Genomic DNA, 1,273 nt, shown 5'->3' with positions numbered 1-1,273 from the left:
GTATTCAGCGGGTTCCGGCTCGGCAACAACGACGGCGTCGGCGGCGCGCCCACCGGAAACTGCGATCAGAGCCGCAGCTGAGCCGAAAAGAAGGCTCTTAATGTTCATTTTCCTCTCCATTCAAAAGATCAAAAAAAGCCAGGGTATCTTTCGAGGCTGGCAACCCGCTCCCCGGAAAACGCCGCACCCATGGATCCAAGCTCCTCCTGCCGTCCGCAGCCGAAGGCGCCACTTCCGTCAATCGACGGAAATTGCTTGCAAAATGGCTCGAACGACAAACTTGGCGGTGGATGTATGCGGTGATTTCGCGATGACGTTAGGACAGGCGCAACTCGTCACGAATGGCGCTGCTACGCAAAATCATATCTGTGGCTAATGCCCTGTCCGCGGCAGCCATGTATCTGCCTGTGGCGCGCTCCCCGGATGGTCAACCGGGTCTGGGCTCGTAGATCGGGAATGCCTCGCAAAGCTCCTCGACCGACCGCCGAGCCGCCTTCTCCTGTTCGGCGCCCCATTGCGTTCCGACCGCATCCAGCACGTCGGCTATGAGATTGCCGACACGGGCAAACTCGCCCTCGCCGAAACCGCGCGTGGTGGCGGCCGGTGTGCCCAGCCGTATACCGGAGGTGACGGCAGGCGGCGCCGGATCGAAAGGAATGCCGTTCTTGTTGCAGGTCAGCCCTGCCCTGCCCAACGCCTCCTCCGCGTCCTTGCCGGACAGGCCCTTGCCGCGCAGGTCGACCAGCAGCAGATGCGTATCGGTTCCGCCGGAGACAATGTCGAATCCGCGCTCGCCAAGCGTCGCGGCCAGCTTTCTGGCATTCGCCACCATCTGCCGGGCATAGGTCTTGAACCCGTCCTCCAAGGCTTCACCCAGGGCAACGGCCTTGGCAGCAATGACATGCATCAGCGGGCCTCCCTGCAGGCCAGGGAACACCGCCGAATTCAGCTTCTTGGCGATGTCCTGGTTGTTGGTCAGGATCATGCCGCCGCGCGGGCCGCGCAGCGTCTTGTGCGTCGTGGTGGTGACGATATCGGCGACCTCCACCGGGTTGGGATGCACGCCGCCGGCGACCAGGCCGGCGAAATGCGCCATGTCGACCATCATCAGCGCGCCGACGGCATCGGCGATCGCCCGGATGCGCTTGAAGTCGATGATGCGCGGATAGGCCGATCCACCCGCGATAATCAGCTTTGGCCGTGTTTCCCGCGCCTTGGCCTCTAGCTCCTCATAGTCGATAAGGCAGTCGCTCTGGCGCACGCCGTATTGCAC

At 62.7% G+C, this 1,273-nt stretch carries 1 protein-coding gene; it reads right to left on the bottom strand.

The window, feature by feature from the left end; translation table 11 throughout:
- Positions 1-427: 427 nt before the first annotated feature.
- Positions 428-1,273 (bottom strand): serine hydroxymethyltransferase (glyA, locus tag EN991_RS36730; protein WP_164769686.1); only part of this gene is annotated, 846 nt, incomplete at its 5' end.

Source organism: Mesorhizobium sp. M7A.F.Ca.US.005.03.2.1 (genome assembly GCF_003997795.1).
GTDB lineage: Bacteria > Pseudomonadota > Alphaproteobacteria > Rhizobiales > Rhizobiaceae > Mesorhizobium > Mesorhizobium ciceri.
This window is presented reverse-complemented; position numbering and strand designations above follow the sequence as displayed.